This window comes from Sinorhizobium sp., from assembly GCF_059070375.1.
Genome location: NZ_JCACWC010000002.1, coordinates 570,148 through 597,136 on the forward strand (window position 1 = coordinate 570,148; position 26,989 = coordinate 597,136).

At 62.4% G+C, this 26,989-nt stretch carries 22 protein-coding genes and 1 pseudogene; 2 read left to right on the plus strand and 21 right to left on the minus strand.

Going from position 1 to position 26,989, the window contains the following annotated elements; all coding sequences use genetic code 11:
• Positions 1 to 159: 159 nt before the first annotated feature.
• The 7 genes from AC5J09_RS07235 to AC5J09_RS07265 all read right to left on the minus strand — a co-directional run bounded on the left by AC5J09_RS07235 (position 160) and on the right by AC5J09_RS07265 (position 10,436).
• Positions 160 to 2,202, minus strand: a complete 2,043-nt coding sequence (locus AC5J09_RS07235) for a putative 2-aminoethylphosphonate ABC transporter permease subunit (protein ID WP_494297247.1) — start codon at positions 2,200 to 2,202, stop codon at positions 160 to 162.
• 5 nt (positions 2,203 to 2,207) lie between these two features.
• A complete protein-coding gene (locus AC5J09_RS07240; protein ID WP_100670296.1) occupies positions 2,208 to 3,371 on the minus strand; it encodes a putative 2-aminoethylphosphonate ABC transporter ATP-binding protein in 1,164 nt (387 codons plus the stop codon).
• 84 nt (positions 3,372 to 3,455) lie between these two features.
• Positions 3,456 to 4,475, minus strand: coding sequence for a putative 2-aminoethylphosphonate ABC transporter substrate-binding protein (locus AC5J09_RS07245; protein WP_494297249.1), 1,020 nt, complete (start codon positions 4,473 to 4,475; stop codon positions 3,456 to 3,458).
• A 235-nt stretch (positions 4,476 to 4,710) separates the two neighbouring features.
• Complete coding sequence (gene phnY / locus AC5J09_RS07250; RefSeq protein WP_494297252.1) at positions 4,711 to 6,168, minus strand: phosphonoacetaldehyde dehydrogenase; 1,458 nt, start codon at positions 6,166 to 6,168, stop codon at positions 4,711 to 4,713.
• The gene (gene phnA, locus AC5J09_RS07255; protein WP_100670293.1) at positions 6,165 to 7,439 is read right to left on the minus strand and encodes a phosphonoacetate hydrolase; all 1,275 of its coding nucleotides are present in this window, start codon (positions 7,437 to 7,439) and stop codon (positions 6,165 to 6,167) included. Before phnA ends, phnY begins: the two co-directional genes overlap by 4 nt.
• 27 nt (positions 7,440 to 7,466) lie before the next feature.
• Positions 7,467 to 8,663, minus strand: a complete 1,197-nt coding sequence (locus AC5J09_RS07260) for a 2-aminoethylphosphonate--pyruvate transaminase (protein ID WP_494297253.1) — start codon at positions 8,661 to 8,663, stop codon at positions 7,467 to 7,469.
• 102 nt (positions 8,664 to 8,765) lie between these two features.
• Entirely contained in the window at positions 8,766 to 10,436 is a 1,671-nt protein-coding gene (locus AC5J09_RS07265) for a Na/Pi cotransporter family protein (protein ID WP_494297254.1), read from the minus strand.
• A 109-nt stretch (positions 10,437 to 10,545) separates the two neighbouring features.
• Here AC5J09_RS07265 and AC5J09_RS07270 point away from each other — a divergent pair, with 109 nt between their 5' ends.
• Positions 10,546 to 11,415, plus strand: coding sequence for a LysR family transcriptional regulator (locus AC5J09_RS07270; protein ID WP_494297256.1), 870 nt, complete (start codon positions 10,546 to 10,548; stop codon positions 11,413 to 11,415).
• Positions 11,416 to 11,430: 15 nt separating this feature from the next.
• On the opposite strand, the gene AC5J09_RS07275 is transcribed toward AC5J09_RS07270, so the two are convergent.
• From AC5J09_RS07275 to AC5J09_RS07295, 5 genes and pseudogenes are all read right to left on the minus strand, one after another.
• Entirely contained in the window at positions 11,431 to 13,908 is a 2,478-nt protein-coding gene (locus AC5J09_RS07275; protein WP_494297257.1) for a GcvT family protein, read from the minus strand.
• 79 nt (positions 13,909 to 13,987) lie between these two features.
• Positions 13,988 to 15,126 (minus strand): annotated as a pseudogene (locus AC5J09_RS07280) (DeoR/GlpR family DNA-binding transcription regulator).
• Positions 15,127 to 15,242: 116 nt separating this feature from the next.
• Complete coding sequence (locus AC5J09_RS07285) at positions 15,243 to 15,605, minus strand: nuclear transport factor 2 family protein (RefSeq protein WP_324763708.1); 363 nt, start codon at positions 15,603 to 15,605, stop codon at positions 15,243 to 15,245.
• A gap of 24 nt (positions 15,606 to 15,629) precedes the next feature.
• A complete protein-coding gene (locus AC5J09_RS07290) occupies positions 15,630 to 15,914 on the minus strand; it encodes a putative quinol monooxygenase (protein WP_018098768.1) in 285 nt (94 codons plus the stop codon).
• Between the two features lie 39 nt (positions 15,915 to 15,953).
• Entirely contained in the window at positions 15,954 to 16,331 is a 378-nt protein-coding gene (locus tag AC5J09_RS07295) for a nuclear transport factor 2 family protein (protein ID WP_494297258.1), read from the minus strand.
• A 67-nt stretch (positions 16,332 to 16,398) separates the two neighbouring features.
• Between AC5J09_RS07295 and AC5J09_RS07300 the strand changes: the two genes are divergently transcribed.
• The gene (locus tag AC5J09_RS07300) at positions 16,399 to 16,977 is read left to right on the plus strand and encodes a TetR/AcrR family transcriptional regulator (RefSeq protein ID WP_440853781.1); all 579 of its coding nucleotides are present in this window, start codon (positions 16,399 to 16,401) and stop codon (positions 16,975 to 16,977) included.
• Positions 16,978 to 17,156: 179 nt separating this feature from the next.
• Here AC5J09_RS07300 and AC5J09_RS07305 read toward each other — a convergent pair whose 3' ends face one another.
• From AC5J09_RS07305 to tauA, 9 genes are all read right to left on the minus strand, one after another.
• Positions 17,157 to 17,915, minus strand: coding sequence for an SDR family oxidoreductase (locus tag AC5J09_RS07305; RefSeq protein ID WP_102762615.1), 759 nt, complete (start codon positions 17,913 to 17,915; stop codon positions 17,157 to 17,159).
• A 346-nt stretch (positions 17,916 to 18,261) separates the two neighbouring features.
• On the minus strand, positions 18,262 to 19,254 hold the full coding sequence (gene pta / locus AC5J09_RS07310; protein WP_494297261.1) for a phosphate acetyltransferase: 993 nt from the start codon (positions 19,252 to 19,254) through the stop codon (positions 18,262 to 18,264).
• On the minus strand, positions 19,254 to 20,291 hold the full coding sequence (locus tag AC5J09_RS07315; protein WP_494297262.1) for a YeiH family protein: 1,038 nt from the start codon (positions 20,289 to 20,291) through the stop codon (positions 19,254 to 19,256). Before AC5J09_RS07315 ends, pta begins: the two co-directional genes overlap by 1 nt.
• A gap of 60 nt (positions 20,292 to 20,351) precedes the next feature.
• Complete coding sequence (gene xsc, locus AC5J09_RS07320; protein ID WP_494297264.1) at positions 20,352 to 22,127, minus strand: sulfoacetaldehyde acetyltransferase; 1,776 nt, start codon at positions 22,125 to 22,127, stop codon at positions 20,352 to 20,354.
• A 41-nt stretch (positions 22,128 to 22,168) separates the two neighbouring features.
• Positions 22,169 to 23,569, minus strand: coding sequence for an NAD(P)/FAD-dependent oxidoreductase (locus AC5J09_RS07325; RefSeq protein ID WP_102762611.1), 1,401 nt, complete (start codon positions 23,567 to 23,569; stop codon positions 22,169 to 22,171).
• 23 nt (positions 23,570 to 23,592) lie between these two features.
• Positions 23,593 to 23,979, minus strand: coding sequence for a nuclear transport factor 2 family protein (locus AC5J09_RS07330; protein ID WP_018098775.1), 387 nt, complete (start codon positions 23,977 to 23,979; stop codon positions 23,593 to 23,595).
• Positions 23,980 to 24,098: 119 nt separating this feature from the next.
• A complete protein-coding gene (locus AC5J09_RS07335) occupies positions 24,099 to 24,926 on the minus strand; it encodes an ABC transporter permease subunit (RefSeq protein ID WP_494297265.1) in 828 nt (275 codons plus the stop codon).
• Positions 24,919 to 25,731 (minus strand): taurine ABC transporter ATP-binding protein, encoded by an 813-nt coding sequence (locus AC5J09_RS07340; protein WP_102762609.1) that lies wholly within the window; start codon positions 25,729 to 25,731, stop codon positions 24,919 to 24,921. The genes AC5J09_RS07335 and AC5J09_RS07340 overlap by 8 nt, the downstream gene beginning before the upstream one ends.
• A gap of 90 nt (positions 25,732 to 25,821) precedes the next feature.
• The gene (tauA, locus tag AC5J09_RS07345; RefSeq protein WP_100670279.1) at positions 25,822 to 26,841 is read right to left on the minus strand and encodes a taurine ABC transporter substrate-binding protein; all 1,020 of its coding nucleotides are present in this window, start codon (positions 26,839 to 26,841) and stop codon (positions 25,822 to 25,824) included.
• Positions 26,842 to 26,989: the final 148 nt, after the last annotated feature.

A 26,989-nucleotide genomic window follows, 5' to 3' on the forward strand; every position in this document is an offset into this window, starting at 1 on the left:
TGCGCATTTACGGCTTTGCCGTTCTGCAGCTGCCAATTTTCCACCCCGCACGCTTGGCGTGCGCCTGCCCGTCAGCCCCACCTGAAATAATGAGATTGGAAACGTCGACTTGTCACCCCCACAAAGCCGGGGGTGACGTCACCTTAGCCGGCGCGGCGGTCAGTGCGGAGCGGTGGCCGCTGCACTCTGCGATACACGCCGCCAGCCCTGTGTGCGGGCAAGGAGAAGCCGCGATACAAATGCATGAAGAAGTTTTGCCGCCACATTGGTGTAGAAGATCATCATGCCCATCGCGGCCGCGGGCGCTATGTCGCCCGCGTCATCCATGTTCAGGATGGCAACAGAGGCGAGCTTGGTGTCCGTGGCATAGAGGAACACGACTGCCGAGACCGTCGTCATGGCGTTGACGAAGAGATAGATCGCGATCTCCAGCACGGCAGGAAGGCAAACCGGCAGTGTGACCCGGAAGAAGAGCTTGTAGAAGGGTATCTTCAGAGAACCCGCCACTGCCTCGAACTCCGGATCCAACTGCTTCAGCGCAGTGAGCGCCGTCAGATGGGCGACGGTGTAAAAATGCGTGACCGTGCACAGCACCAGAATGGTCATCGTGCCGTAGATGCCGTGAAGCGGGTTTGCGGCATTGTTGAAGAAGAAGATATAGGCAAGACCCAGCACCATGCCCGGCACGGCCATCGGGAGCATTGCGAGCATATGAAAGGTCGCCCGGCCGAGCCCGAAGCCCTTGGTCTTTTCGACCATGTAGGCGCCGGTGAACACGATCAGCGAGCCGATCACAGCCGTCATGAGAGCGAGCCGGATCGAATTGTAATAGGCATCCCAGCCGCCGCCATCCATAAGGTCGAAGGCATAGTTGCGCAGCGACGGGCTGAGGTCGTATGGCCAGAATTTCACGATCGCCGCAACCTGGCACATGCCGATCATCCCGAGGACGAAGACCGCGACCAGGGAGCAGAATACGAAACAAGCCGCATCGAAACCGCGCCGCGGCTTCGGCTCGTAGGGGACGGCGCGCGCGGAAAGCAAAGCCACCTGCCGGCGCTGCGTCATGCGATCGACGACGAAGGCCAGAAAGGCCGGAACGAGCAGGATGACCGACACGACGGCGCCCATTTCGAAATTCTGCTGACCGATCACCTGCTTGTAGATGTCGACGGCCAGCATGCCATATTGCCCGCCGATCACCTTGGGCAGGCCGAAATCGGTTATGACCAGCGTGAAAACCACGAAAGCCGCGGAGATCAGGCCGTATCGGGCACCGGGCACGGTCACCGTCCAGAAGGTCCGCCACTTGCTTGCGCGAAGCGACGTCGCCGCCTCGTAGTGACGGGCATCGGCGACCGAGAGAGCCGTCGATATGATCAGAAAGGCGTGCGGCAACGTGAAAAATACCGAGCCCACGACGATTCCGAGCGGGCCATAGATCGAATGGCCGAACAACAGATCCTTAAAGACGCCCTGATTTCCGAACAGGTACACGAGCGCGATACCCGGCAAGAGAGACGGAACCAGGATCGGGATCGTGACGATGAGCTTGAACAGCCCCTTCCCCGCCATCCGGCTCCTGTTCAGGGCATAGGCGAGCCCGAAGGCGACGACGAGCGTGACTGCGGTGCTGATCAGCGCCATCGTCACCGAATTCCTGATCGAACGGACGAGCGAAGGCGTTGAGAAATACTCGGCGAAGTTGGAAACTCCGATCGAGCGCGAGGGCCGCAGCATTACCCTGCGGAAATTGTTGCTGTCATATTCCTGCCACTCGGTACCGCGCACCAGCTGCGAACCGGCAAGAAAATGCGCCTCGTCGCTCGTGCCGCGAATGCGATATCTGACCGGGCTGCGGAAGCTGAAATCCGGGAAGAGCTTCGCAGCCTGCAGCCGACCATCGGCGCTGGCCTTGAGCTCGCTTTCCGGGAAGGCGGCGACGGCGGCATTGAGCGCCGCTGCGGTAACGGCATCGCTCCACTCCTGCCCGCTTTGGTCGCTCACTTGGAACTCGAACTGGCGGAGATCGAACGTGTAGGTGGAGAACGATTTCGACAGCATCACGAAGAGCGGTAGTGCAAGAGCGACGACCAGATAGATGCCGACGACGAGCATGACTGCGCGTTTGAGCCTGTCATCGCCGGAAGTCTGCTGGCGAACGGCTCGGCCGGGCGGAAGGAAATCGACAGCAAGCGTCATTCGCGTCAGGCCTTTGCAAAAAGGAGCAGGCGTTCCTGCGGGATTTCGACCTGGATGGCGCTGCCGATCTCGATGCTCAGGCGGCGAACCGCGTTTGTCGAGAAATCCGCGACGAGCGCCTTCTCTTTCAGGCGCGGGGCTGAGAGCCGTGTGCGCCAGAACATGCCGAGAAACTCCATATCCTCCACATGGGCGTCGATGAGATTGTCCGCATTGCCGACGGCATCGAGCCCGGTCGCCCGATGGGCGGCGGCTCCGTGCGGAATGATATCGGCCGGCCGGACAGCGGCTACGGCCGCCGAACCCGGCGGTAACCGATGCTCGGCACAGGCAAATCGCGTGTGACCGATTTCGACTTGCGCGCCTTTCCCGACCGTTGCGGGGAACTGGTTGGTCTCGCCGATGAAGTCGGCGACGAAGAGTGTCCTCGGGTGGCGATAGATCTCGGTCGGCGTACCGACCTGTTCGATGCCGCCATGATTCATGACGACGATCCGGTCTGCCATGGAGAGCGCCTCTTCCTGATCGTGCGTAACCATGATCGTGGTGACGCCGAGCTTGCGCTGCAGCTCCTTGATCTCGTGTCTGAGATGCACGCGCACCTTGGCGTCGAGCGCCGACAGGGGCTCGTCGAGAAGCAGCAGGCCCGGCGAGATCGCCATGGCGCGGGCAAGTGCCACGCGCTGCTGCTGTCCGCCGGATAGCTGGGCCGGATATTTTCGGCCCTGACTGCCCAAGCCGACGAGTTCCAGAAGCTCAGAGACGCGGGAGGCGATTTCGTGCCGCGGGCGGCCGATATTCTCGAGCCCGAAGGCGATGTTCTTCTCGATGGTCAGATTCGGGAAGAGCGCATAGGACTGGAAGACGATGCCATAGTCCCGCTGCGCCGGCGGCAGCCTCGAAATATCCTGCCCGCCTTGCCAAATGGTACCCCGCGACTGGATGTCGAGGCCGGCGATGGCCCTCAGAAGCGTGGTCTTTCCGCAGCCGGAAGGTCCGAGGAAACAGATGAATTCGCCCTCCTTCACCTGAAGGTCGATGTCGCGCAGCGCGACGAAATCGCCATAGGCCTTCCAGAGGCCGCCGATTTCGAGGAATGGCCGTCTTTCGATCTGACGGGTAGCGGAGGCGGGCATGGCCGGCTCCGCGGGGGCTGTTGCATGTTTCATCCGCAAGCTCCTGGGCAATAGGCATTCGATGAGGCTTGACGGGAACGCCGCTGGCGCCGAACGTTCCCGTGAGACGCATGCGGATCAGGACTTGGGCTCGGATTTCGCGTCGTAGCGCTTCTGCCATTCCTTCAGAATGCGCGCGCGATTGTTTGCGGCCCACTCGAAGTCGTTCTCGATCATCTTGTCGGCGACGTTGTCGGGAAGATTTTCGATAGGCTTGGCGACGCCGGGATAAGCCACGACGGCATAGCCGACATTGTACATCTCGTTGGCTTCCTTGCTGACCGACCAGTCGGCCAGCGTTTTCGCTGCCTCGAGATTGGCCGTCCCGGCGATGATCGCCGTGGCCTCGGCTTCCCAGCCCGATCCTTCGGAAGGAAAGATGATGTCGATGGGCGCGCCCGACGTCTTCGCCTTGGCACCCGGGAATTCGAAGGATACGCCGATGACGGTTTCGCCTGATGCCGCCATCTTGCAAGGCTTGGAGCCCGAATGGGTATAGGCGGCGATGTTCTCGTGCAGGGCGTCCATGAAAGACCAGGCTCCCTCTTCGCCGAACGTCTGAAGCCAGGCGGAGACGTCGAGGAAGCCTGTGCCGGAGGAATTGGGATTGGGCATCACGATATGGCCCTTGTATTCGGGCTTCGTGAGATCCTTCCAGCTGGTGGGCGGCGTCAGGCCGAGCTTCTCCGCCTCCACCGTATTGTAACAAAGAGCCGCCACATATGCGTCCATACCCACCCAGCTCGGCGGCTTGTCGCCATCCACGAAACGTGGGTCGAGCGCCTCTACGTTCTTCGGAGAATAGGGTTCGAGCATGCCCTCGGACTTCAGCAGCAGCAGCGATGTCGCAGCCACGCCCCAGACCACGTCGGCCTGCGGATTGTCTTTCTCCGCCAGCAGCTTGGCCGTCATCACACCGGTGGAATCGCGGACCCAGTTGATCTTGATGTCGGGGTGGGCCTTTTCGAATGTCTCCTTGTAACGGTCGAGGTCGACCGCTTCGATGGACGTGTAGACGGTGAGCTCCGTCTCGGCATAGGCGGAAGATGTGAGGATGAGGGCAGTCGCTGCGCCCAGGAATATCTTTGAAAACGGCATGCTAATTCCCCTTTTTGTTGGCATTCGAATTGGCAAGCTTTTGTGGCGGTATCGGCGACTTGCGCGCCTGGAAATCCACCCTGCCTGGGAAATCTGCGGGGGATGGATCGATAAGTAAAATCTATTTATTTTATATAAGTATTGTCTCAGCTTATATAGCTTTACGTAGGTTCTCGAAATGGAAGGAGCGGCCATCGGGCCGCTCCTTTCGCTGCTACTTGGGGGGCAGATTGTCTTACGGCCAGGGCAGCGAGAAGGTCTTGACGTTGGTGAAGCTTTTCATCGCCTCGATCACGCCTTCCTTGTAGCCGTTTCCGGAGTCCTTGATGCCGCCGAAGGGCGACATTTCAATCCGATAGCCGGGCACTTCCCAGATGTTGACCGTTCCGACCTTCAGACCGGCTATGTATTTCTGCATCCTGCGGTAATCATTGGTGCAGACGCCGGAGGAGAGGCCGAAGGCCGTGGAGTTCGACAGGGCGATCGTTGCCTCGTCGTCGTCGGGAACCCGCACGATCGGTATGATGGGACCGAAGGTCTCCTCCAGCACGAGGTCCGACTGGTGCGGCACCCGATCGACGACGATCGGCGGCAGGAGCGCGCCACTTCTCCCGGGATGGTAGAGAATGTCGGCTCCCGCCTCCGCCGCACGCATCACCCTCTCTTCGAAAAGTGCCGCCGCCTTTTCGTGAATGACGGTCCCGAGATCGGTAGAGCGGTCCATCGGATCCCCGAAACGCAAGCGCTTCGCCCGTTCGAGAACCATCGGCACGAAACGGTCCGCGACGCTCTCCTGGCAGAGAATGCGTTTGACCGCCGTGCAGCGCTGGCCGGAATTCTTCGTGGCTCCGGCGACCGCAAGCTCGGCCGCCCTGGCGAGGTCGTCGTCGGACAGGTCGTTGAGGATGATCAACGGGTCGTTGCCGCCGAGTTCGAGTACCTGGCGCTTGTAGTGCGCGTTGGCGGCGATCAATTTCCCGACAGGAACGCTGCCCGTGAAGGTGACGAGATCGACATGCGGATTGGTGATCATTTCCATGCCGATATCGGCGGGCCACCCGGTGACGACCGAAAGCATTTCCGGCGGCAGGCCGGCCTCGTAAAGAATGTCGGCGAGCAGCAGCGCCGTCATCGGCGTGAGCTCGGTCGGCTTCACCACCACGCAGTTATTGGTGGCAATCGCCGGTGCGACCTTGTGCGCCACCATGTTCAACGGGTGATTGAACGGGGTGATCGCCGAAATTGCGGTCAGGGGTTCGCGCATCGTAAAAATCTTGCGCGCCTTCCCGTGGGGCGTAAGGTCGCAGGAGAAGATCTCGCCGTCGTCGCGGATGCACATCTGGCCGGCAAGCGTAAAGACGTCGAAGGCGCGCCCGACTTCATAGAGCGAGTCAGCCTTCGAGATGCCGAGTTCCAGCGTGATGACGTCGGAAATCTCCTCCTTGCGGGCGGCCAGTGCCTCGGCGGTCGCCAGCAGGATTTTCTGCCGCTCGTAGCGCGTGAGCTTCGGCTGATAGGCGGCCGCGATCGCAAAGGCTTCTCTTGCGTGTTCGGCGCGGCCGGCGGGTACGGTGCCGACGACAGTGTCGTTCCAGGGATAGCGGACTTCTATGCGATCGTCCGTGTCGATAAGGCGCCCGGCTATGCGCATCGGTTCGTGGCGCACTGCGATTGTGACCTCCGCCTTCGTCATAGCGCGCCCTCCGCACCGGCCTCGGCCGCCGCCGTGACCGCGTAGAAAAACGCATCGAAGTTGCGAAGACGGGGCGCGTTCGGGAGTTCGGGCAGCCCGCGGTTGACGATGAAGGGAACCTCCTGCTCGGTCAGCCCTCCATGGGAGCGCAACGGTTCGTCGAGTGCGGCCAGGTCGTGCCGGTGCTCGCTGGTGCCGAGCGTCTTGTTTTCGGATGAAACGAGGACGATGTCGCCGATGCGGTCTTCCGGCAGCTCGAAGCGCCGGCACGCCTCCGAGCGGTCGAGCACGACGTCGATGCCTTGGATCGCTTTCAGCCTTGCCATGATCTCGCCGCGGTCGCATCCGTCCGGAAGATAGGCGGTGGCAAAGGACCCGAGCGCGCCGTGATGCACGACATAGGGGTCGGTGATCGGCAGGATGACGCGGGCCGCATCCTTGCCGAGCCATTCGTCGAGCAGGTCCTGAACATAGATGACGTCGGGTGAGCCGTCCGCCTTGTGCTTCGGCTTCATGCCGTGATCGGCAGTGACGACGATGGCTGCTCCGAGCCCGTCCAGTTCGGCGAGATACCGGTCGAACATTTCGTAGAAGGAATTGGCTTCGGGAACGCCGGGGGCATATTTATGCTGAACATAGTCGGTCGTCGTCAGATACATGATGTCGGGGCGAAACTCCCTGAGCAGCTTGACGCCCGCAGCGAAGACGAATTCCGAAAGTGCTGCCGAATAGACCTCGGGAACCGGCCGGCCGAGCCAGGCGGAAGCATTGTCGATCCCGTGCTCCGCGCGGGTCGCCTTGTCCGATTTTTCGGACGAGAAGCAGACGGCGCGCTCTTCGTCGAAACGGAGCCCTTTTCCCAGCAGCGCCCGCAGCTTGTCCTTCGCCGTGACGACCGCGACCCGGGCACCTGCATCATAGAAGGCCTGGAAAATGGTGGGCGCGCGCAGGAACTTCGGATCGTTCATCATCACCTCTTCGCCCGTCGACGGCTCATAGAGGTAGTTCCCGCAAATCCCGTGGACCGCCGGCGGGCTGCCGGTTGCGATCGAGAGATTGTTGGGATTGGTAAAACTCGGGATGACGCTGTGCGCCAACCGCACGGCTCCCCGTTCCTTGATGCGCTTCAGCGCGGGCATCAGCCCGGCGTCGATCGCTGCATCGAGATAGGCGGGCTCGCATCCGTCGAGGCAGATCGCAATTGCTGGCACGCGGGGCCATGGATAGCGGCGGCCATTGACCGTCACCGAAATCTTGGACATCTGGTTCATCTGTTGTGCTCCTGGAAGGGGGATCGGTCAGGCGGCGAGGCGGGCGCGCTCGGCGAGCGCGAGCGCCGGTGGGGTGGCGGTGTCGACGCCCATTTGCGCAAGGCTCTCGGCGGCGGCGGCAACCACCTTTTCCATCACCTGCGCGTCCATCTGGCCGATGCAGCCGATCCGGAAGCTGTCGACGACGGTGAGCTTGCCGGGATAGATGATGAAGCCCCTCGCCTTCATCAATTCGTAGAAGCGCTCGAAATTGAAGTTCGGATGGGCGGGGCTGAAGAAGGTCACGATAATCGGCGAGAGCCACTCGTCGCCTAGCAGTGTCTCGAAGCCGAGCTGGCGCATGCCGGCGACCATGACGTCGCGGTTGTTCGCGTAGCGCGCGCCGCGTCCGGCAACGCCGCCTTCCTTGCGATGCAGCCGCAGCGCCTCGAGAAAGGCGGCGACGACATGGGTCGGCGGAGTAAAGCGCCATTGGCCCGTCTTGTTCATGTAGGCCCATTGCGCATGGACGTCGAGACTCAAGGAATGGCTGCGATCCTTGGCAGCCTCCAGTTCCGACTTGCGCGCGATGACGAAACCGAAACCCGGAACGCCTTCGATGCATTTGTTGGCGGAGGAAACGATCGCCTCGTAGCGGAAGTCATCGACACCGGCGGGCACAGCGCCGAAGGCGCTCATGCTGTCGACCAGCAGCTTGCGGCCGCGACTGTAGACTGCCTCGGAAATTTCCTTGAGAGGATTGAGAATGCCCGAGCTCGTCTCGCAATGGACGACCACGACATGGGTGATTGCCGGATCTGCGTCGAGAGCGGCCGCAACCTCGCTGCCGCGCGGGGGCATATAGTCGCCCTTGTCGATCGAGACATGCGTGCGGCCGAGATATTTGAGCGTCTGGCCGATGCGCTGACCGTAGGCCCCGTTCATCAACACCAGAACCTTGCCGTCGCGGGGAATGAAGCTGCCGAGCGTGGCTTCCACCGAGAAGGAGCCGCTCCCCTGCATGGGGACGCAGTCGTATTCGCCGCTTTCGTCTCCCGCAATCGCAAGCAGTTCGCGACGCAACTCGGCCGTCATGCCCCGGAAGTCGCCGTCCCAGGACCCCCAGTCGCGCAGCATCGCCTCCTTTACGGAAAAGGCGGTGGTCAACGGCCCAGGCGTCAGCAGGTACGGCTCGCGCAATCTCGGCGCTTCGAGAACTTCATTCGTCTTTGAATCTGCGGGCATCTGGTTTCTCTCCTTTGAGAACTGCCGGGACATGGGCGAGGATGGCGATCCCATATGTATCTGTAAAATCGATATTTCATATTCATTCATAGATTTGGCTTATCAACCTTTGACAAGCGCAAGACGGCTCTCGAGCAGATCCCCCCGCTGTTTCAGGATTGGATAGGCGAGCGTGGCGAGAAGGGAGTTCACCTCTTTGAGCGCCCGTGCGACTTCGAGGTGCATGTTGCTGGACTCGACGCTTTCCGGGCGCCCTGCCCGCAATCTCGCCAGATGCCGTTCGTGACTTTCCCGTACGAGCGCGCGTACCCGCTCCTTCTCCCGGACGAGCTTTCGCGCCATCGCCGGGTCATCCGACACCAGCAGGTTGAAAGCGAGACGCATGTTGTCGCGCACGCTGGCGTGAAGCACCTTGAGCTCGGTCCAGCCCTCGTCGGAGAACTTGTTGCCGTTCTCCAGCTTGTCGCGAGCGATTTCGACCAGGGTCTTGGACACGATGTCGCCGGCATGTTCGAGATTGATGGCGATGTCGATGAGTTCTACACCCCGCCGCGACTGACGCTCGTCGAGCACGCCGCGATGGATGGCTGCGAGATAGAGCTTGATGTCGCGGTGGGCGCGATTGACATATCCGTCGAGCCGGCGGATTTCCTCGATCTTCGCCGGGCTCGGATGCTCCAGGAGCTCCATCACCGGACAGAGCATCCGCTCGACCACCTCGCCCATGAACAGCACCTCGCGCGTCGCGGCGGCGAGGGCCGTGTCGGGGCTGTCGAGCAGAGTCCGGTCCAGCGCACTGATTCTCCGGGCAAGCGTGTCGCCGTCTTCGGAGCTCTTGAGATCCGATTTGATGAGAGAAGTAACGGCGCCGGCGGCAAGCTGCGAAAGCGGCAGGCAAAAGATCGCGAGGCAGGCGTTGAAGGCTAGATGAAAATGGACGAGCTGCTCCGCCGGGGTTGCGCCAAGATGTCGAAGTTCTGCCGACAAGGGGCCGATCGCCGGCAAGGCGATCAAGGCGCCGGAGGCCCGGAAGAGGAGATTGCCGGCCGCGACGCGCCGCGTCTCGGCTGAAAATCCGCGCGTCAGCCACATGGCGATCAACCCGCTGCCGAGATTGGCGCCGAGAATCAGCGGCAGGCCTGCCTCGACGGGCAGAAGCCCCTGCGCGGCGAAACCCAGGATGAGGATCAGGACCGCGACGCTCGAATGCACGATCCAGGTGAAGAGCATCGCCGCCACGAAGGCCGTCACATGGTCCTCCGCGAGATAGCCGACGATGGCGGGCAACACGTCGCTCTGTTTCAACGGCAAGGTCGCCTCGCCGATCAGCTTCAGCGACATGAGGACGAAGCCGATGCCGAGCAGCATGCGGCCGAGCTCGCGGGGCTTGTCGCTTCTGCCCTTCAGGTAAAGCAGTCCGCCGGCCGCAAGCAGGAGCGGCGACAGCCAGCGCAGGTCGAAGGAAAGAACGCGAACCACCAGCGCCGAGCCGAAATCCGCTCCCAACAGAACGGCAAGGCTGGTGTTGAGGGTAAGATAGCCGCTTGCCGAAAGACCGGAGGCGAGCATCGCCACGGCGGTCGAGCTCTGCAGCAGGACCGCAAGGACCGTGCCGCTCGCGGCGGCGTAAATGCGGGGCTTCCCTCCCCTCGCCAGCACACGCTTCAACGACGTGCCATAGGCGTTCTCGACGCCGCTGCGGACGAGATGCACCGCGTAGAGCAGCAGCACGGTCGCGCCGGCCAGATGCAGCGAGAGAGTAACGAGAGCCATCTTCAATCTCTCCGGAATATCGATCCGACGACCGTCACTTTTCCCTTTACATAAATCAAATCGTTCGTTTCTATCGTTTGATCAGGTCAGCTTATGATTGGGAGAGGCCATGCGGTACGTCCAGCTTCGCGCGTTCCACAATGTTGCGGTTTGTGGAGGCTTCTCCCGTGCAGCAGAGGCGCTGTTCCTCACGCAGCCGGCCGTGTCGGATCAGGTCCGCAAACTGGAAGAGGAATATGACGTGCTCCTCTTCAACCGGAACAAGAAGCAGGTGACGCTGACCCAGGCCGGTCACCAGCTGTTGGAGATCACCCGACGCATGTTCGACACCGAGCAGCAGGCGCTCGATCTGCTATCGGAATCGCGCGCGTTGCGGGCCGGCACGCTTCGCATCGTCGCCGACGCCGCCCACCATCTGCTTCACATCCTTGCGGCCTTTCGTCAGAAATATCCGTCGGTTCAGATCTCGCTCAGGGCCGGCAACACGGAAACGGTCATCACCAGCCTCTATTCCTACGAGGCCGACATCGGCGTGCTCGGCGAGGTTCCCGAGAGCCGTGAGTTCGACATCGTCAAGCTGAACTCGACGCCGATCATCGCTTTCGCGTCGAGCGAACATCCGATCGCCCGGCGAAGCACCGTCAGCCTCGAGGAACTCTCGGGCCAGCCGCTGGTGATGCGGGAACGCGGTTCGAAGACGCGGCAGAAGCTCGAGGATTTCGCGGCCGCCGCAGGCGTCGTCCTGAAGCCGGCCATCGAAGCGGAGGGCCGGGAGGCGGTGCGGGAGATCGTCGCGGCCGGTGCCGGGGTGGGCTTCGTCTCAGCCGCGGAATTCGGCCGGGACGGACGTCTCGCGCCGATCGAGATCGTCGGCGCCGAAATGCTGATGGACGAGGCATTGATCTGCCTGAAGGAGCGCAGCGGCGGAAAGCTCGTGCGCGCCTTCTTCGAAATTGCCCGCTCGCTGGCGGAGAGGTGAATGGAGCTACCCGCTTCAGGCGGCGGCTCGCGGCTCCCCGGCATCCGCCCGTACGCGTTCTGACTTCGGATCGTAGGGGCACTTCAGGTGGGCGGTCGCCGGGTGACGCTCACCGGCAAGGTCGATCTGGAAACTCCCGCTTGCGATGAACTCGCGGTCGACCCCTTCTCCATGCTCTATGAGGCCGAGCGCAACGGAACGTCCAAGCGTGTGGCCATAGGCGGCTGAGCGGACTTCGCCGACAGGTTTGCCGTCACGCAGGATGAGTTCCCCGCCCCAAAGCATCGGCTCGGGATCATCCAAGGTGAACTGCACGATGCGTCTGACGGGGGCGCCGACCTGCTTTGCCCGGATCAACGCCTCGCGGCCGATGAATCCGCCCGGCTTGTCGAACGATACGGCGAAGGCGAGCCCCGCTTCGTGAGGATTGATGTCAGGCGTCAATTCGCGGCTCCAGGCGCGAAAGCCTTTCTCGATGCGGAGCGCCTCGAGAGCGTAATAGCCGCAATCGACGAGCCCGAGATCGCGCCCCGCCTGGTGTAATGCCTCGTAAACGCCCACGGCAAATTCACTGGGCACGATCAGTTCCCAGCCGAGTTCGCCGACATAGGTCATTCGGTTGGCGTAGGCCGTCGCATAGCCGATGTCGATCTCGCGGATGGTCGCAAAGGGAAAGCCTGCATTCGAGAGGTCGGCGGACGTGATCCGCCCGAGTATGTCGCGTGCGTTCGGTCCCATCAGGGCCAGCACCGCGTAAGCCGAGGTCACGTCGGTGAGGGTGACGCGGGCGTCCGGTGAGGTGTTCCTGCGGATCCAGTCGGCGTCGTGCACCGCCTGCGCGGATCCGGTGACGATGAGGAACCGGTCGACGGCGAGCCGCATCACCGTCAAGTCGCTTTCATAGCCGCCCCGTTCGTTGAGCATGCCCGTATAGACCGACCGGCCAACCTCGACATCGACGTCCGCGGCGCAGATGCGGTTGAGCGCCTTCGCTGCGTCGGGCCCCTGCACGAGAAATTTGGCAAATGAAGTTTGATCAAATATCCCAGCAGCTTGTCGCGCCGCGTTCATCTCTCGCTTTACCGCCCGATGCCAATTCTGCCGACCGAAGGCATAGTCCGTTTCCGGTGTTTGGCCTGCTTCGGCAAACCAGTTCGCGCGCTCCCAACCCATCTTCGAGCCGAAGCATGCGCCCTTGGAGGCAAGCCGGTCGTAGAGCGGCGAGCGCCGGAAGGGCCGCGCTGTGTGCAGCTCGCGGTTCGGCCATGGCATGGCATAGTGCAGTCCGAGCGTTTCCTTCACCCGGTCGTGCAGCCAGCGCGGATTGTTGTTGAAGCTCGCGAAGCGGCGAATGTCGACCGGCCAGAGATCCATTGTCGGCGCACCGTTGACGATCCACTCGGCAAGAGCCCGCCCGGCGCCGCCGGCGCTGGCGATGCCCATGGAATTGAACCCTGCTCCTACATAGAAATTCCGCAGTTCCGGTGCCTCTCCGAGAATGAAATTATTGTCCGGCGTGAAGCTCTCCGGCCCATTGTAGAATTTTCTGACCTCGGCCGTTTCGAGCTGCGGCACGCGCACCAGCGCGTTCTGCATCAGGATCTCGAACTGGTCCCAGTCATCTGCAAGCAAGGCGAATTCGAAATCGTCTGGAATGCCGTTCATGCCCCAGGGCTTGGCTTCCGGTTCGAAGCCGCCCATGACGAGACCGCCGACTTCCTCCTTGAAATAGATGTAGCCGTCCGGGTCGCGCAGCACCGGCAGGTCGGGATGCACCCCCTCGATCTTTCCGGTGACTATATACATGTGCTCGGCCGAGTGCAGAGGGACCGTCACGCCGCACATCAGCCCGACCTTGCGCGCCCACTGGCCGGCGCAATTGACGACGATTTCGGCGGCGATATTCCCCCCATCGGTCTCGACGCCACGGACCGTCCCGTCCTTAACCGTGATGCCCGTCACGCGCACGCGCTCGATAATGCGGGCGCCGCGGTTGCGCGCCCCCTTCGCCAGCGACTGGGTGAGGTCCGTCGGATTGGCCTTGCCGTCTCCGGGAAGCCAGACGGCTCCTACGAGATCGTCCATCGCCATCACCGGCCAGAGATCGGCGGCTTCCCGCGGTGAGATCACCTCGACGGCAACCCCTTGCGCCCGCGCCGATGCTGCGGTCCGCTTCAGCACGGTCATGCGATCGTTCGTGCGCGCCACTGCGAGCGAGCCGCAATTCTTCCAGCCCGTCGCAAGGCCCGTCTCCGCCTCCAGCTCGCTGTAGAGCTGCGTCGAATATCGGATGAGGCCGGTCATGTTGGCATGGCTGCGCAACTGCCCAACAAGGCCGGCCGCGTGCCAGGTGGTTCCTCCGCTGAGCTGCCCCTGCTCCAGCAGGACCACGTCGGTCCAGCCGAGCCTTGTGAGATGATAGGCGACCGAGCAGCCTATGATGCCGCCGCCGATGATGACGACCCGCGCCTGTGTTGGAAATTCCTGCGCCATGAACCGACCTCCCAATGGACTGGAGTCAGCATAGCCAGGGAATCACAAAAAGCAACAATAGATGCAACAAAATGCAACATCATGCGGTGGCGACGATGACGCGCGGGCCTTTTCGCTCGAGTGCTTCAGAGATCGTAGGGGGCGGCGGCCTATCCACGATCACACCGGTCGCCTGATGAAACCCGGGTATTCGAAGGGGTGTCAGCCGCCCGAATTTCGAACTGTCGAGGACGAAGTAGGCCTTGCCCGCCATGGCGATCATCCGCGAGCGCTGCTCGGCGCCGTTGCGGGTGAAGTCGGTAACCTCGCCGTCAGGAGAAAGCCCTCCCCGCCGAGAAAGGCGATGTCCACTCGGAAGCGTCCTATTGCTTCCAGCGCGTCGAGGCCCACTGCCGCCTCCTCGGCAGGATCGATCTCGCCACCCAGCATGTGCACCCGGACTTGCGGCTGGCGGCACATGTGCAGCGCGATGGCGAGGCCGGTGGTGCAGATGGTCAGGTCACGCGGACCGCTCAACGCGTGCGCGACGGCCAGCGTCGTCGTGCCGGAGTCGAGAAAGACGACCATGCCGTCCTTCACCAGTTCGGCCGCCCTCCGGCCGATCGCTGCCTTCGCGGCGGCGTTTTCCCCGCTTCGCAAGACCAGCGCCGGCTCGGTTGCTTCGAACAGTGTGGCGCCCCCATGCACGACATCGAGCTGGCCGCGGTCAGCGAGCAACTTCATGTCCCGGCGGATCGTTTCGCGCGAGACGTCGAAATAGGCGGCAAGCTCGGCAATGCTCACCGAACCTTCGGAAACGACGCGCCTCAATATTTCTTCGTGGCGGCGGGGCGCGAGCGCTCGGGTGTTCGGCAACTTGGACATGTGAACAATGTTGCAATATTTGTGGCTCGCCGCAAGAGACGTCGCGAACGGGAAGCGTCGGGTGCAACTACAATGCAGGGATCGGCTCATGTAGAGGGAGAATGACACCGTAAGCCAGTTGCGATGTCCCACTTGAACCCTTGTGGGTTTTGGTGCCGGAAAGCCTTGGTTTGCATGGGCTGGTTGCTGTCCAAAACAGACTAATGTCCAGTTGGGACCGCAGAAGCTCGACCGGAATGCGCCAAAAGCGGTGATCTCGAACATGGTGGCGATGACCAAAATAGGGCCGACTGCGGACTGTCCGGTCCTGGAATATGCCCAACCGATAGCTGCCGTTCGGCAAGCGACCTTCATTGTCGCCGTTCGGAGTGCCGCCACCCGGCCCGATAGCGGACAGTCCGCTCCCGAGTAGCCAGCGAAAGCCGCCCTTTCCAATTACGATCCGGCGCGCTGACTTCGGCCCTGATGCTTTATCCCTTTACGTATCCTCGACCTTCAACGATCTTTCCGTCCCGAACGCGCATGATGTTTACCCCTCGAACCCGGTCCGCCGGGCTATCGCCCCAACGAAGCCGCCATCGGATGATCCCCCGATCCTCGCTGGCCCAAATCTCCTCGGCTTCGAAGACGAGGTTCGCAGAGGATGCAATCCCCTTCCAGAAGTCGAGGCAAGCTTCACGCCCTATGTAGCGTGCGCCATCCGGTGCGGGCGCCGTGTTCTCAAGGACGCAGCCCTCACCAATCAGATCATCGAGGTCTTCCGGGCGGTGCTTCTCAAACGCGTTATGGAAGCGTTTCACGATTTCGCGGGTAGTTTCGCTATCGGTGGTCATCTTTTTACCTCTTGAGATCAGGGCCTAGAAAGGCTTTTCGGACTTGTTGGTGCGATAAAGGCTTACGGCCACCTCCCGGGGTTTTCCGCGCGGACCTCCCCTCGCGACCTTGCGCCAGGCGTCTAGCGTGGCCTGATCGCGCCAGCACTCGAAGAGATTGACGCGCTCCGGATCGACCGCGTCCGCGCTTATCGAGAAGTCGACACAGCCGTCATAGGCTCTCGCGCGTTCGACCATACTCTTGAAGGCTTCCACGGAGCCGTCCCGCTTCTCAGCGTCGGTCCGGGTATAGCCGGCTATGATAATCATGAGCTTTGCTCCCTGAAACGTGTGGATGGGTTGTTGCTGTCACTCAGGAAGCGGCGCCGACTGGCCGGGAATTTTTGAATAACCCAGCGCCTCGACGATCAAGCCGTCCCGGACGTGCATCAGGTTGATGCCCCGGAGCGAACCCCCGGAGCCGAAGTTAAAACGCCAGCGGATGATCGCCCGGTCGCCTATTGCGATCGTGTCTTCGACGTCGAAGTGAGCAGTCCTGTCGGCGGCCAGAACCTCCCAAAACGCGAGGCAGGCGTCATAGCCTTCGTATCGCGTTCCATTGGGTGCGGGCTGAATGGACTCCATCACGCAGTCCGGGGCGATCAGGTCTTTGAGGATAGCGGGCTTGTGATCGCGGAACGCCTGGTTGAACCTGCGCATGATGTCGGCTGTCTCGATCGTTTGCATAATCTCCTCCTAGTCAGACAGGTCTGTCTAGTTGCAGTATACAGACCTGTCTGTTAGAGTCAACCGCATGAAGAAAGCCATGTCGCCGACCGATTCCAAGGCAAGCGCCGCACGCCGCCGCTTGCTCGATACCGCCACTGGTCTTTTCTATACCGAGGGCATTCGTGCAGTCGGCATCGACCGCATCATCGCGGAGGCGGGCGTGGCCAAGGCGACGTTCTACAATTACTTCCCATCGAAGGATGACCTCGTCCTCGCCTATATCGAGGAGCAGGACCGGCTTGGGCGGGCGGCAGTCGCAGCGCTGCCGAAGCAGCCTCCACGGGACAGGATCGCCGCTATCATGGGGCGCATCAGCGAGGCCGTGGTCGCGGGAGGTTGGCGTGGATGCCCGTTTCTCAACGCGGCGGCCGAATATCCAGCCCCTAAAAGTCCCGTGCGGCAAGCCATTGAAGCGCGGCGCGCCTGGTATTACGGTGTCCTACGGGACCTCCTTCAGGCCGACGGCGATCCGACCCCTTCCGTTACTGCCTCGTTGCTTGTCGCCGTATCAGACGGCTTGCTCGAAGCCGCATACCTTGACGATCCGGCGGCCGTTCCCGCCCTTGTAGGCGAAGCGCTGGATAGGTTGCTGGTCCGACTTTGAGGAAGTCGGATGGGCTCAAATCTGCCGAAATTCGTGAACTGTGCGCCGGGGACTTTGCCGCCAATCAGGGGCAGCTCTCCGACTCGCCTGCCCAATAGCGGCCAGTCCGATCCAGTGACCGCAATGGGTCCTCTTGGTGTCGCAGATGCTCCCGGCACTGCGACACCCGATCCTGTGAACTATAAGAGGCGGACCGACATGCCCCCGTCAACGATCATGGGACTACCAGTCATGAACTGGGACCGATCCGAGAGAAGAAAGAGTGCGGCTTGAGCGATCTCCAAAGCCGAAGCCATTCTCTTTATGGGGTGCAGGTCAGAGACGAACTTTAAAGCTTCAGGATTACCTTCGCCACCTGCCGGGGTGACTGTCCCTCCGGGCAGCAGCGCGTTGACACGGATGCCCTCTCTGGCATGCTCAGCGGCAAGCGATTGGACAAGCCCATTCAACCCTGCCTTGGACGCGGCATAGGCTGCCATGCCTGGTAGGCCGCCGTTGCTGAACCCGACGAAAGAGGACGTGAAGACAATAGAGCCGCCGCCTTGCTCCTTCAGAACCGGAACCTGCGCCTTGGCCGCCCAGAAGGCGCTGGTTAGGTTTGTCGAGATTACTCTGTTCCAGTTGTCAATGGACATGTCAGGTACCGCCACCATGTCACCCACCACGCCTGCGTTGTTGAAGGCCCCATGCAGGCTGCCGAAACGCTCCAGGGCCAACTCGGTCAGCACACCTGCATAGGCTTCATCCAGTACATCACCCGCACGGTACACGACGCTGCCGCCGCCTCTGGTGATGTCCTCGGCAACCGATTGAAGTTCATCAGATCGTCGCGCGGCCAGAACGACATTTGCCCCCTCGGATGCAAACAATCTGGCGGCGGCTGCTCCGATACCACTGCTGGCTCCGGTCACGATCAAGGTCTTGTTAGCCAGTTCCATTTTTATCTCCTGTTAATGATGCAGGAGATGGCTATTGCGCCCTCAGGCCGGTCGCCACCCGTTTCCTGTCTCAGCAGAAATCCGCTTCGGGCCGAACGCGGACGCATTTGCCCAGCAACTGGCCTTGATGGGCACAAGATTGTCCCCTTCCGCGGTGCCCGTCATTGCTGTTAGGGGGATGACCTCCCCTTGGTGTCACGGCGGCCGCAATCTCGCAGCCCGCTTTTGGTGCATCAGACGGCCCTGCATTTCGCCCTCTCCTTGAACCGACACCACGCACGCGATTAATTTGCGATTTGTGATTTTTTGTGGAGCCTTGAGATGGACGGGCGCGGCGAAACTGGCGTCAGGCGGCCTGAACCACGGTCACGGCAATCATATGGAAGACGTCGGCCGCACTGCAGCCGCGCGAAAGGTCGTTGGCGGGCCGTGAAAGCCCTTGGAGGATCGGGCCTATTGCCGTCGCGCCGCCGATCCGCTGGGCGATCTTGTAGCCGATATTGGCAGCGTCGAGGTTCGGAAACACGAAGACGTTGGCCTCCCCGCGCAGCGCCGAATGCGGCGCCTTGGTCAGACAGACGGCCTCGACGAAGGCGCTGTCGAACTGCAATTCGCCGTCGATGATAAGATCGGGCTCGGCGCGCCGCGCCATGCCGGTCGCCTCGACGACCTTCGAAACGCGCTCGTGAGCGGCGCTGCCGCCTGTCGAGAAGGAGAGCATCGCGACTTTTGCCCGTTCTCCGGCAAGCCTCTCAAAGGACTTGGCCGACATGCGCGCGATGTCGGCGAGACCGGCTGCGTCCGGGTCCACGACCAGTCCGCAATCGGCAAAGACGAAGGCCCCCTTCCTGGCGTGATGGGGCTCGCAAAGCATCATGAGGAAGAAACTGGAGACGAGCCCGACGCCGGGCGCCCTGCCGATCACCTGCAATGCGGCACGAACGGTGTCTGCGGTGGTTGCGACCGCGCCGCCGACAGTCCCATCGGCCATTCCTTCGCGCACCATCATCGCGGCGAAGGTCAGCGGTGACAGGACGGCGGCCCGAGCCGCGGTCTCGTCGACGCCTTTGCTCCTTCTGTGCTCGAGATAGGCGGTCGCGAAATCATCGGTAAGCGGAGAGCACGCCGGGTCCTCGATCCGGAATTCCCGCGGAATTGCGTCCAGGGCTGCGAGCCTCTGCGCAATCACCTCGCGGTTTCCGACCAGCGTAATCTCCGCCACGCCTTCCCGCCTCGCCTGCACGGCGCCGGCGACGATCCGCGGGTCCTCGCCTTCCGGAAGGACGATGTGCCGCGGCGCTTTCCTGGCGGCGTTGATGATGCGATCGAGAGGTTTCATCAGCTGTGTCCCAGATAGTACATGCCGGCGAGTATGAAGACGGCGATGAACAGCGTTTCGGCCACGACCAGCGCAACGGCATCTCCGCCGACTTCGAGGACGCGGCGCAGCGACGTCTTCATGCCGACCGCCACGATGCCCGCCAGCAGCGCCCATCTGGATATGGCCATCCCGATCTCGCTTGCGAGCACCGGCACCAGCCCGGCGGAATTGAACCCCGCGAGAACGAGGAACGCCAGGACGAAGCCCGGCACGAGCGGCGCGCGCTTTCCGATGGACGCGCCCTCCTGCGGAACGCCGCGCAGGGCGAGGGAAAAGATCAGGACCACCGGCGCCAGCATCGTCACCCGGATGAGCTTGACGAGCGTCGCGGTCTCGCCCGCCTCCGGAGAGACCGAAAAGCCGGCTCCCACCACCTGGGCGACATCATGGATCGTGCCGCCGAAAAAGATGCCTGTGGCTTGGCCGTCAAGCCCGAGATACTCGGCGACGATCGGATAGCCGATCATCGCAAGCGTGCTGAGCACGGTCACCGACAGCACGGTGAAGATCAGATTGCGCTCGGAAAATTCGTTGCGGGGCAGCACGGCGGCGATGGCCATGGCGGCCGAAGCGCCGCAAATGGCAACCGCGCCACTGGTGAGAAGGGCGAGACGCCAGCCCCGGCCAAGCAGGCGGGCGGCCAGGAGGCCGAACAGGATGGTTGCCACGATCGCCGAGACGAGCAGCAGAATGGTGCCGGCGCCGAGGCCGATCAGAAGATCGACGCTGATGCGCATGCCGAGCAGCGCCACACCGATCCTCAAGATCAGCTTTGCCGAAAGCTCGATGCCCGCGACGCAACGTCCTTCTTCCGCCAGGAAGTGGAGGGCGATCCCCAGCAGCAGCGCCATCAGCATCGCCGGCGCCCCGTAATGCTCCGACAGGAACTGGGCAGCCATGGCGACGGCGGCCGTCACCAGGAGACCCGGTCCATAGGTCGACAGGACGGCTGACAGGGATTGCTTCCGTCGCTCGGTTTTGGGGATCGCGTCCATCTTTTCTTTCCGTTGAGTGAGCTCGGCGGCGACCACCGCCGAGCGGGTCGCGAGAGCTTCTTACATAGGTCGCTGGGTGCGCATGTCGGCGCGATCGATGCCGGCCACCGCTACCGGCTTCTTCATCGCATCGCGGCGGAAGGGCTCACCGAGTTCCTGGTTGAGGATAACCTCGACGAAGGTGGTGATCCCCCTGGCCTGGTCCTCGATCGCCTTCGCAAGGGCCTCGGTGAGTGCGGCCGGCGTGTCGACCGTCACGCCCTTCAGGCCGCAGCCATCTGCAACCTTGGCGTAGCTCAGGTTCGGATTGAGCTCGGTGCCGACGAAGTTGTTGTCGTACCAGAGCGTGGTATTCCGCTTTTCCGCTCCCCACTGGTAGTTGCGGAAGATCACCATGGTGATGGCCGGCCAGCCCTCGCGACCGATCGACGTCATCTCGTTCATCGAGATGCCGAAGGCGCCGTCCCCGGCAAAGCCGACCACCGGCACGTGCGGGCAGCCGATCTTGGCGCCGACGATCGACGGGAAACCGTAGCCGCAGGGGCCGAACATGCCCGGTGCCAGATATTTCCTGCCCTGTTCGAAGCTCGGATAAGCGTTGCCGATCGCGCAGTTGTTGCCGATGTCGGTGGAGATGATCGCCTCCTTCGGAAGCACGGCCTGGATCGCCCGCCAGACCTGGCGAGGCGACATGCGATCGGGCTCGCGCTGGCGTGCTCCGACGTTCCACTCCGTGCCCGGATCGTCATCCTCATGGTCCATCGACGAGAGCTGCTGCAGCCAGGCCGAGCGTGTCTGGTGGATCAGCGCCTTCCGCTCTTCGCGGCTTGCGTCGCCGGCGGCGGGCGCAAGCTGCTGAAGAATTCGCTGCGCCACCTGCTTCGCGTCGCCGCAGATGCCGACGGTCACCTTCTTGGTCAGGCCGATCCGGTCGGCATTGATGTCGACCTGGATGATCGCCGCATCCTTCGGCCAGTAGTCGATGCCGTAGCCAGGCAGCGTCGAGAAGGGATTGAGCCGCGTACCCAGGGCGAGCACGACGTCGGCCTTGCTGATCAATTCCATCGCCGCCTTCGAGCCGTTATAGCCCAAGGGTCCGACCGACAGACGGTGGCTGCCGGGAAAGGCGTCGTTGTGCTGATAGCCGCAGCACACCGGCGCATCCAGCTTCTCCGCAAGTGCCATGGATTCCTGGATGGCGTTGCCGATGACGACGCCGGCGCCGTTGAGAATGACCGGGAACTTCGCTTCCGAAAGCAGCCGCGCGGCCTGGGCGATGGCCGCGGGTCCGCCCGCCGGCCGCTCGAAGCGGACGATGCGCGGCAGGTCCACGTCGATCACCTGCGTCCAGAAGTCCCGCGGGATGTTGATCTGCGCCGGTGCACAACCGCGCCATGCCTTCTCGATGACCCGGTTAAGGACCTCGGGAATGCGGCTCGGATCGCGCACTTCCTCCTGATAGCAGACCATCTCCTCGAACATAGCCATCTGGTCGACTTCCTGGAAGCCGCCCTGGCCGATGGTCTTGTTGGCGGCCTGCGGCGTGACCATGAGCAGTGGCGTATGGTTCCAGTAGGCCGTCTTCATGGCCGTGATGAAACCGGTCACGCCGGGGCCGTTCTGGCCGATCGCCATCGACATCGTGCCGGTCGCACGGCTGAAGCCGTCGGCCATCATGCCGGCATTGGTCTCGTGGGCACAGTCCCAGAACCGGATGCCCGCCTTCGGAAACAGGTCCGATACGGGCATCATCGCCGAGCCGATGATCCCGAACGCATGCTCGATGCCATGCATCTGCAGGACTTTTACAAACGCCTCTTCGGTCGTCATTTTCATGTCATGTTCCTTTCGCGTTGAGGGTAAGGCCGACCGGGCGGCTAAAGAATTTCATCCTTGAGGTAGTACCAGCGATACATGCCCCACTGGCCGAGGCGTCTGAACGGCGTGAGCAGGCCATGACTCGGCAGCGGCGACGTGAAGATCGGCAGATCGAGGGCGCCGCCCTTGCCCGCCACCATCTGGGCCATGCGGCGGCCGGCCTGTGCGGAATACATGACCCCGTTGCCGCCATAGCCCATGGCGTAGAACAGCGGCTGCTTCGGGTCGGGGCGGAAGATGCGCGGCATCATGTCGTGGCTGACATCGACCCAGCCCCACCAGGAGTAGTCGATCGTGATCCCCTTCAGGATCGGGAACTTTCGGTAGAGCCCTTCGAGCAGCCGATCGAGATGTTTGGGGTTGACCGCGTCGCGGCCGGTGATGGCGCTGCGGCTGCCGATCTGCACGCGACCGTCCGGCAACATCCGGTAGTAGTGGCGCAGCGTGCGCGTATCGGTGAGCGGGATCCGGGTCTTGAAGTTCAGTTCGGCGCGTTCTTCCTCGGTCAGCGGGCGTGTGACGATCGAGTTCGAGAGGATCGGCATCAGCCTGTGCCGCGTCAGCGTATGCAGGTCCGGCGAGGTATAGCCTGCCGTCGCAATGCAGACGGCGCGCGCACGAACGGTGCCGCCCGGCGTCGTCAGATGATAGGCTCCGTTTTTCCAGTCGCAGCCGAGAACGGGGCTTGCCGTGTGGACCCGCGCACCGAGCTTGCGCGCCAGACTGAGGTAGCCGAAGGCGAGCTTGGCCGCGTGGATGCCCATGCCGTCCGGTTCGTACATCGCCCCCCTCGCCTCCTCGTCGCGTACGAAGTCGCGGTGGACCTCATCGCGGCCGACCATGCGCGAGCGGTAGCCGAAAACCTCGTTGAGAAGCCGCGACTCGGCTTCGAGCGCCGGCAACACCTTGTCGCGGTGGGCGATATAAAGATGGCCGCCGTCCTGAGGGTCGCAGTCGATCTCGGGCGAGCGGATCAGGTCCCGGAAGAGATCGAAGGCTTCGCTGATTTCGCCATGCAGCCTTTTGGCGACATCGACGCCCCAGCGCTCGATCCATTGCGAACGCTTGAGCCGGCCGGCGGAGATCTGCGCCTGACCGCCGTTGCGGGTGCTGCAGCCCCAGGCGACGCCATTGGCTTCGAGCACCGTCGCCTTGATGCCATGCTCCTGGGCCAGATGGATCGCGCAGGAGAGCCCGGTGTATCCGGAGCCGACGACAGCGACGTCGACGTCCATATCGCGTGTGACGGGTCCGTCGTCGGCAGGCGGAGTGCCGGCCGTGCCGATCCAATAGGTCGGCGCATAGTCCTTGCCGTCGCCCGGATTAGGCGCGCGGATCGGATCATAGGTCGGATCGAAGGGCTTCCGCGATGCGATCGGTCTGGCCAGTTGATGTTCCATGTCGTGATCCTGCCCTGAGGCTCTCAGTATCTCGGCTGCGGTTCGATGAGCGGCCGGTTCTTTCGGAATGCCTGCTTGCGGACGATCTTTCCGTCGCGAAGCGTGAAGAGATCGCAGCCTTCCGCGACGATGCGCGAGCCGTCCTCATTGGTGCCTGAGAACGTCCACTCGGAGACGGCGCGATCAGCGTGGACGAAGTGGCTGTGATGATCCCAATGGGCATCCCGCATTGCCGTCCATACACCTGAGAAGGCATCGGCAATCGCCGCAGCGCCGACGATGCGCTTGCCGCAGGCCTCCGGCCCGGCAACGGCGTTGAAGACGCAATCGGCGGCGAAAAAGGCCATGACGCCGTCGATGTCGTGCCTGTTGAAGGCGTCGAAAAGCTTTGCGAGATCTTCGGCAGTCATGTCGAAATTCCTTTGTTCATGCCTGGGCATAGCTTCGCCGGGCGGGCGGCCCTAAGCCCGTTGAAATGGGTTGGAAGAGGTTGTCCGGGGCGGCGCCCACTACGTCCGATCGGCTGCCGTCACACTTTGCCCTTCCAGGGAATGAGCGCCTTTTCGAGGTAGCGGATCATGAGATCGAAGGCGAAAGCGAAGACGCCGATGACGACGATGCCCATGATGACCGTATCGCTGGCGAGATATTCGGCCGCATTCAGCACCATGAAGCCGAGGCCACGATGGGCGGCCACCATTTCGGCGGCGACGAGCGTGGTCCAGCCGACGCCGATTCCGATACGCATGCCGGTGAATATCTCCGGCAGGGCAGCCTTCAGGATCACATGCCTGATCACCTGGGCTCGCGTCGCGCCCATCGCATAGGCCGCATGGATCTGTTCCGTCGAGACCGAGCGGACACCGGCTCTGGCGGCGATCGCCATCGGCGCGAAGATCGCCAGATAGATCAGGAACACTTTCGGGAATTCGCCGATGCCGAGCCAGATGATGATCAGTGGCAGATAGGCGAGCGGCGGCAGCGGCCGGTAGAATTCGATGATCGGGTCGAAGAGACCGCGCACCACCCGGTTGACGCCCATGAGGATGCCGACGGGAACGGCCGTGACGAGTGCCAGCAGGAAAGCTCCGAGCACGCGGCCGAGACTTGACAGGGTATGCTGCGCCAAAGTGGAGTTCGAGACGCCCTCCGTAAGCGCAATCACGAACTTGTCCCAGACGGCGAGCGGCGACGGCAGGAACAGCGGCTTGATCCAGCCCATTTCGGTTACGAGCAGCCAGAGCGCGATGAACGCAATGGCCGTGAGCAGGCTAATGTGGCCGCTCATGCCGTCGCCCGGCGCACCGTAGATCCTGCCCGGACGAACCGGTTTGCTCTTTGCGACACCCTCAAGCATGGAGGATCTCCGGGTTCCCGGACTGGCGCTCGTCGCCATAGATGATGCCGAGGATTTCTTCACGCATGTCGATGAAGTCGCGGCTGGATTTGATTGCGCGTGCATTGCCGTTCTCCAGGAAGCGTTTGTTGAAATCGAGCTCGTAGGTATGGGTGATGCGGCCCGGACGGGGCGACATCACGATCAGCCTGGAGCCGAGGAACAGCGCCTCCTCGACGCTGTGGGTGATGAAGAAGAACATCTTGTTGGTGAGTTGCCACACTTCGAGCAGCAATTCCTGGATGGTCTCGCGCGTCAGCGCGTCGAGGGCAGCCATCGGCTCGTCCATGAGCAGCATCGCCGGATCGCAGGTGAGCGCGCGGGCGATGCCGACACGCTGCTGCATGCCGCCGGAGAGGTGATAAATCATGTGCCGGTGGAAATCCTGCAGCCCGACAAGTGCGAGATTTCTGGTCGCCAGGTCCCGCCGGGTCGCCTTGTCGACACCCCTGAGCTTCAATCCGAACTCGGTATTGTCGATGACGTTAAGCCAGGGGAGCAGCGCGTGCTTCTGGAAGACGACGCCACGGTCGGCACCGGGGCCGGTGATGCGGCGGTCGCCCAGCATGATTTCCCCGGCGCTCGGCGCCATGAACCCCGCCATCAGGTTGAGAAGCGTGGTCTTGCCACATCCGGATGCACCGAGGGCGACGACGAAATCGCCGCTTTTGATTTCGAGATCCACGCCCTTGAGCGCGATGACCGCCTGGTCCGAATAGAGACCGGGATAGGTCAGACTGACATTGCTGACGTTAAGCGTTTCCATGTCGCAGGCCTTCCTGGAAAGTGCTGTGTCGAGGGTATCAGCGGCGCTCCTGGCCGCGCACGGCGCGCGGGCGGGAGCGCGCGTCGTCTGCTACTTGGAGGCTTCTTTCGCATATGAGCTGTTGACGAAGGGCGCGTAGTCGTCGAGCGCGGTGTCGATCTGCTTCTGATCAACCAGAAACTTGGCGCTCGCCTCCAGCGCCCGGACAGCGCCGCCGCCAAGCCACTGATCGGAGACCTGTTCGTCGACGGTCGGGAAGGACAGGAGGTTCAATGCCTGGACGATACCCTCGGCGTCGCCACCGATCAGCTTGACCATGCCCTGGACCTGCGGCGAGTCAGCCTTCCAGCCGCTGCCGTTCGCCTTGTAATCGGCATAGGCGTCCGCGAGCACCTTGGTGAAGGCGGCCATGAATTTGGGGTTTTGCTCGGCCCATTCCTTGTCGGCCACGAGGCCGTCGAAGGTCGGCACGCTCGCCGCGCCGATCGCCTCGGAATCGGAGATGACCTTGCCGCTCTTCAGGAGTTCCGACAGCGCCGGTGGCCATACATAGGCGGCATCGATATCGCCGCGCTGCCAGGCTGCGACGATCTGCGGCGGCTTCATGTTGAGGATGTTCACTTCCCGCGGATCGGTTTTCCAGACCTGCTCGAGGCCGACCAGCAGATGGAAGTGCGAAGTCGAGACGAAGGGAACGCCGACATTTTTCCCCTTCAGGTCTTCCGGCTTTTCGATGCCGGAACCTTCTCGGGCGACGAGCGCTTCCGACTTGCCGATATTGTCCAGGATCCAGAAAAGTTCGAGCCCGACGCCGCGGGTCGCCGCGGCTGTCGTGCCGGTCGAACCGATGACGCCGATCGGCACGTTTCCGGAAGCGAGGGCGGTCGAAATGTCACCGCCGGAACTGAACTGGCGCCAATCGATCGTATAGCCGGCTTCCTTCGCTGCGGCATCGAAACGACCGTCGGCGATCGCCGAGATGAACGGGCCGACGATCTGCTGGTAGCCCACGACGACGCTGGTTTCCGCCTGGGCGGCGAAGGAGGTGAGGACACCGGCGGCGATGGCCACGGCTCCGGATAAGTGCTTGAAACTTCTAAGGTGGATCATGTCGTTACCCTCTTGGTTATGTCGCCCCGCTTTTTGCGGGGTCGCGCCGTACATTGAATGACGGTCTTTGCTTGCCGAATAGAAATATGCCCACGTCCCGGATTGCCTTATATCCAGATAGGAAGTTAGATGAGTCCAGTTGGATGAG